Origin of the sequence: Vibrio sp. 10N.222.51.C5, assembly GCF_041474575.1 — a bacterium.
Lineage (GTDB): Bacteria > Pseudomonadota > Gammaproteobacteria > Enterobacterales > Vibrionaceae > Vibrio > Vibrio crassostreae_C.
This window is the reverse complement of the sequence record NZ_JBFRUJ010000024.1, coordinates 1-6068: the sequence shown is the minus strand read 5'-3', so window position 1 is coordinate 6068 and position 6068 is coordinate 1. Positions and strand designations below refer to the sequence as shown.

Sequence of the window (6068 nt, the reverse complement as noted above, 5' to 3'; positions counted from 1 at the left end):
TGTTTGTATAAACACGGCCCGTTTTTTTAAGCTAGGGAACTACAACAACAAGTTATGGAACTTATATTAATATCCACTGCGTTTATCGCAGGATTTATTGCTTTAAAGTGTCACCTTCCCCCATTAGTTGGTTTTTTGGTTGCAGGCTTTGGGCTTTTTGCCTTTGGCTTTGAAACCAATGACACCATCATTACTTTAGCTGACCTTGGTGTCACGCTGCTTCTATTTACTATCGGCTTAAAGCTCGATATCAAAACCCTACTCTCTAAAGAGATCTGGGCTGGCGCGACAATCCACAACCTTTTGTCCACTCTGTTTTTCGCCGTCGCCCTGTTTGGCTTTAAGTTCTTAGGTATTTCATCGCTAGCTGCCATGTCGGTAGAACAGATCGTTCTGCTCGGTTTTGCTCTTTCATTCTCTAGTACTGTATTTGCGGTTAAGACTCTGCAAGAGAAAGGCGAAATGAATGCGACCTACGGAACGTTAGCGATTGGTATCTTGGTCATGCAGGATATCTTCGCCGTAGTATTCTTAACGGCTTCTACGGGCAAAATACCTGAGTGGTATGCAATTGCTCTGTTTGCCCTACCCTTATTACGCCCACTGTTCTACAAAGTGCTCGATTGGGTTGGTCACGGTGAGATGCTGGTTCTTTCCGGCATCTTCTTCGCATTAGTCGTCGGTGCTGGTTTATTCCATTTGGTTGGTGTGAAACCAGATTTGGGGGCTCTTGTTCTAGGTATGTTACTTGCTGGTCACCCAAAAGCCTCAGAATTATCAAAGTCGCTGTTTAACCTTAAAGAACTTTTCCTTGTCTGTTTCTTCTTGAATATTGGTCTGTCAGAGCAACCAACCATTCAAGGCTTTATGCTCGCAATCTTGTTCTTGCTGATGCTGCCAGTGAAAGGTGTTCTCTACTTCTTGGTACTCAACCGCTTCAAGTTCCGTGTTCGAACGTCTCTACTTGCCTCGCTATCACTGTTTAACTATAGCGAGTTTGGCCTCATCGTTGGTGGTCTCGCCTTCAAGATGGGTTGGATGTCGGGTGATATCTTAGTTGCCGTTGCCATTGCAGTTTCACTGTCTTTTCTAATCGCTGCTCCTTTAAACCGAGCTGGTCATAAGCTTTATCAGCAGTCAGGTAAATGGCTAAAAGAGCATGCGTCAGAAAAGCTTCACCGACGTGATAAGCGAATTGACCCTGGTCGTGCCCAAGTGCTTATTCTAGGTATGGGCCGAATTGGTACCGGTGCTTATGACGAATTACGTACTCGCTATGGCAAGGTCAGCCTAGGTGTAGAAGTGCGTGAAGAAGCCGCGCACAACCACAGAAGCCAAGGCAGAAACGTGATTTCTGGCGACGCGACTGACCCAGATTTCTGGGAGCGAATTCTAGATACAGCAAACGTAAAGCTGGTGATTTTGGCAATGCCTCACCACCAAGGTAATCAAACCGCTTTAGAACAATTAAAGTCACGTAACTTTAAAGGCCAAATTGCGGCTATTGCTGAATATCCCGATCAACTCGAAACACTGAAAGAGAATGGCGTTGATGCGGCATTTAACATTTACAGCGAGGCTGGTAGTGGTTTTGCTCGCCACGTTTGCGAACAGTTAAATCCAAATATCAATAAAATCTAGTATTAGACAGTGTTCAACTAAACCTCTCAAAACTGCCTATTTTTCGCACTTTTGAGAGGTTTTTGTTTAAAAAACCAACCGCAATTAAACATCACACACCAAAAGCACATAAAAATTAGATAATTTCTAACAGAACACCCTTTATATTATTTTTTTGCTCACATCCGGTTGCTTTTTTTAGCCAGAATGGCAAATTGAATGCAGTTGATTTGGAAATTATTTAAGAGGAAGTTCTATGTGTTCAGTATTTGGCATTCTCGACATTAAAAGTGATGCCGCAACACTTCGCCCTATTGCTTTAGAAATGTCTAAGAAGCTTCGTCACCGTGGTCCAGACTGGTCTGGTATCTATGCTGGTGAAAAAGCAATCCTTGCTCATGAACGTCTTGCTATTGTTGGCTTGAACAGTGGTGCTCAACCACTATACAGTCAAGACAAAAAGCACATTCTTGCAGTAAACGGTGAAATTTATAACCACAAAGAACTTCGTGCACGCTATGAAGATAAGTACCAGTTCCAGACTGATTCTGACTGTGAAGTTATCCTAGCGCTATACCAAGAGATGGGTGCAGACCTTCTAGAAGAGCTTAACGGTATTTTCGCATTCGTTTTATACGACGAAGAGAAAGACGAGTACCTAGTGGGCCGCGACCATATTGGTATCATCCCGCTTTACCAAGGTTACGATGAGCACGGCAACTACTACGTGGCTTCAGAGATGAAAGCATTGGTTGAAGTATGTAAGACGATCAGTGAATTCCCTCCAGGTAGCTTCTACTCTTCGAAAGATGCTGAACCTCAACGCTACTACATCCGCGATTGGAACGAGTACGCTGCGGTACAAGGCAACAGCACAAGCAAAGAAGAACTGACTGAAGCGCTAGAAGCAGCCGTTAAACGTCAACTAATGACTGACGTTCCTTACGGTGTACTTCTATCTGGTGGCCTGGATTCATCAATTACTTCAGCAGTTGCAAAACGCTTTGCGGCAATGCGTATCGAAGATGATGAGCAATCTGAAGCTTGGTGGCCACAACTGCACTCGTTCGCTGTTGGTCTTGAAGGCGCACCAGACCTTATCGCTGCTCGTGAAGTTGCGGACAAGATCGGAACTGTGCACCATGAGATGACTTACACTATTCAGGAAGGCCTAGACGCAATCCGTGACGTTATCTACCATATCGAAACTTACGATGTAACGACGATTCGTGCATCAACGCCAATGTACTTGCTGGCTCGTAAGATCAAAGCGATGGGCATCAAGATGGTACTTTCAGGTGAAGGTGCTGATGAAATCTTTGGTGGTTACCTGTACTTCCATAAAGCGCCAAACGCGAAAGAGTTCCACGAAGAGACAGTACGTAAACTGCTTGCTCTAAGCATGTTCGACTGTGCTCGTGCAAACAAATCGCTAGCGGCATGGGGTGTTGAAGGCCGTGTACCATTCTTGGATAAAGAGTTCATCGATGTCGCAATGCGTCTGAACCCTGAAGATAAGATGTGCGGTAACGGTAAGATGGAGAAACACATCCTGCGTGAGTGTTTTGAAGACTACCTACCAGATTCAATCGCATGGCGTCAAAAAGAGCAGTTCTCTGATGGTGTTGGCTACGATTGGATTGATACATTGAAAGCAACGGCTGAAGCAAAAGTAACGGATCAACAAATGGAAGCTGCTAAGTTCCGTTTCCCTTACAACACGCCAACAACCAAAGAAGGTTATGCTTACCGTGAAATCTTTGAGGAGCTATTCCCTCTAGAATCTGCGGCAGAGTGTGTACCTGGTGGTCCTTCAGTTGCTTGTTCATCAGCGAAAGCGATTGAGTGGGATGAGTCATTCAAAAACTGTGTCGACCCATCAGGCCGTGCAGTACAAGCCGTTCACAACGATGCTTACAACGCTTAGAGCGTTTTGAACAAATCCTAAAGACTAAAAAAGGCGCATTATGCGCCTTTTGTTTTAAGCCTATTTTTATTACTGCAGTTATGCGCGAGCTTGTAGTGCTTCGTTCTCAATACTGATTGGAACGACTTGGCTGATCATTTTCACCAGCATAATCGATCGAGCCTCACCGTCTTTCTGATCGAAAATAGCTTCAACCCCAGCAAATTGGCCACTCTGAATCTTAACTACCTGTCCAGATTCAAACTCAACACAACAATCTTCCACTTCGTTACTGCAGCACTTCTCAAACTCTTTAAGTTCAAACACCAAGTCTCCTTGGACCTCGTGCGGCAGTGAACCGAACTTAATAAAGTCCACAACGCCACGTGTTGAACGAACGGTCGTGAAGCTAGGACCTTGCTCATAGTCGAAGCGAACAAAGATGTAAGACGGAAACAGCGGTTCTTTGACCTGCTTTTCTTTCCCTCTCACCACCTTTTCGACTTCTATTTGAGGGTAAAAGCACTCTACCCCCTGATTCTCTAAGTGCTGCTGAGCGCGTTTTTGATCACCACGCTTACAGTAAAGCAAATACCAACGTTTCATTTGACTAGCCATTTTATATTTTTAGATATTTTACCACATGCCTAAAACGGTTAAATCACCATTAATAAAATGAATCGTTGCTAACGAAAAATAATGCGTAGCAGACCAATTTATCAACAAAAAGTTATAGGTGTCGGAGTGGTTAAGCATTGTACAGAGATCATTTAGAGATCAAAAGACTCATTGTTGTAAGCATATGTATGCCCCACCTAATGCGCATGCCACTCCCTTCAAACTCAAAATGATACACCAGAGCAATATATCTAAAGATTTTAATTCAACACAACTTTAATGAAGGTTATTAACCAACCAACTCAAATCTGGAAAATTAGTTTGCAGCACATCTAAAATGGGCAACATCAAAAATAAAGATATTTAATATCAACACCTTAGTTAAACCAAGTTGTCGTGACCATAAAATAAGTCTATTGCAGACTTTTATCCCACTGTGTATACATGAATGACTATAAAATCTTTTAATACCTAAAATTAGTAAAACTTATGCCAAGCAACCACAACATCTTTGGCCACCCTAGAGGCCTATTTCTACTTTTTAGCACAGAGCTATGGGAACGTTTCTCTTACTATGCGATGCGTGCCATCCTTGTCTTATTTTTGACTGACACTACCCTCAACGGTGGACTGGGTTGGTCAACGAAAGACGCACTCGATCTCTACGGTATTTACACCGGCTTAGTCTACATCACACCATTAATTGGTGGCTGGATTGCCGATAACTACCTAGGTCAGCGTAAATCAATTATGATTGGCGGTGTATTGATGGCACTTGGCCAATTTACAATGGCTCTACCTAACGGCTTCATCGGTTTAGACCAAGTGAACGCGCTGTACCTTGGTTTAGCACTGCTAATCAGTGGTAACGGTATGTTTAAGCCGAACATCTCAACCATGGTTGGCGATCTGTACCAAGAAGGCGATAACCGCCGTGACGGTGCTTTCACCATTTTCTACATGGGCATCAACTTAGGTGCGCTGCTTGGTGGCTTAATTTCAGGTGCTGCTGTCGATTCATTCGGTTGGAAAGCAGGTTTCCTAGCCGCTGGTATTGGTATGGTTATTAGCTTGATCATGCAAGTGACAATGGCTCAGTCTTGGTTGGGCAACATCGGTTCTGTACCTGCTGCTGCAAGAGCGAAAGCACTAAACAAATCTAAAGAAAAAGCGCCACTGACCAAAGAAGAGTTCGACAGACTAAAAGTGATTCTTATCATGGGTCTGTTCGTGATTGTTTTCTGGGCGGGCTTTGAACAAGCTGGCGGCCTAATGAACATCTACACTCAACAATATACTGACCGTATGATTGGTGGCTTTGAAGTTCCTGCTGCGTGGTTCCAATCTTTGAACCCATTCTTCATCATTACACTTGCTCCAATCATTGCTGCGTTCTGGGTGAAACTGGGTAAGCGTGAACCCAACTCTCCTGTTAAGTTTGCAATGGCATTGTTCTTCTTAGCACTGGGCTTTGTGTGCATGATGGGCGCGGTAATGGAGCAAGGCGGTGACCTAACCGTGAAAACATCAATGCTATGGCTAGTCGGTGCTTTCTTCTTCCATACCCTTGGTGAGCTTTGTCTATCGCCTATTGGCCTGTCGTTGGTCACTAAGTTAGCTCCGCTTCGCCTAGCATCATTGATGATGGGTGCATGGTTTGGCTTCAATGCGGTGGCAAACTACGTGGCAGGCCTGGTCGGTTCTCACGTTGGTGAGCTTGGTGCTATGTCAATCTTCAGTGGTATTGCTATCACAGCAACGGTGAGTGCCATATTACTGCTGCTTTGTGCTGGTAAGCTTGTATCATGGATGCATGGTGTAGAAACCAACATGACGCTTGAAGCAGAACCAAAAGCAGAAACTTCGGTCGCTTAATAGCTAGATCGATTTCAAGAAGAAACATCATGTCTCGTCCTAAAATACG

4 protein-coding genes are annotated in these 6068 nt (G+C 44.1%); 3 read left to right on the top strand and 1 reads right to left on the bottom strand.

Annotation, left to right across the window (positions count from 1 at the left end):
• The first annotated feature begins 54 nt into the window (after window positions 1–54).
• Window positions 55–1641 carry a cation:proton antiporter family protein gene (locus tag AB4558_RS08745; protein WP_017062195.1) on the top strand — a complete coding sequence of 529 codons (1587 nt, stop codon included), beginning with the start codon at window positions 55–57 and terminating at the stop codon, window positions 1639–1641.
• A 235-nt stretch (window positions 1642–1876) separates the two neighbouring features.
• A complete protein-coding gene (asnB, locus tag AB4558_RS08740; RefSeq protein WP_102320162.1) occupies window positions 1877–3547 on the top strand; it encodes an asparagine synthase B in 1671 nt (556 codons plus the stop codon).
• A gap of 78 nt (window positions 3548–3625) precedes the next feature.
• Here the strand turns inward: asnB and rfaH are convergent, their stop codons facing one another.
• Entirely contained in the window at window positions 3626–4132 is a 507-nt protein-coding gene (gene rfaH / locus AB4558_RS08735) for a transcription/translation regulatory transformer protein RfaH (protein WP_017068990.1), read from the bottom strand.
• Window positions 4133–4633: 501 nt separating this feature from the next.
• Between rfaH and AB4558_RS08730 the strand changes: the two genes are divergently transcribed.
• A complete protein-coding gene (locus AB4558_RS08730) occupies window positions 4634–6019 on the top strand; it encodes a peptide MFS transporter (RefSeq protein ID WP_102393253.1) in 1386 nt (461 codons plus the stop codon).
• The last annotated feature ends 49 nt before the right edge of the window (window positions 6020–6068 follow it).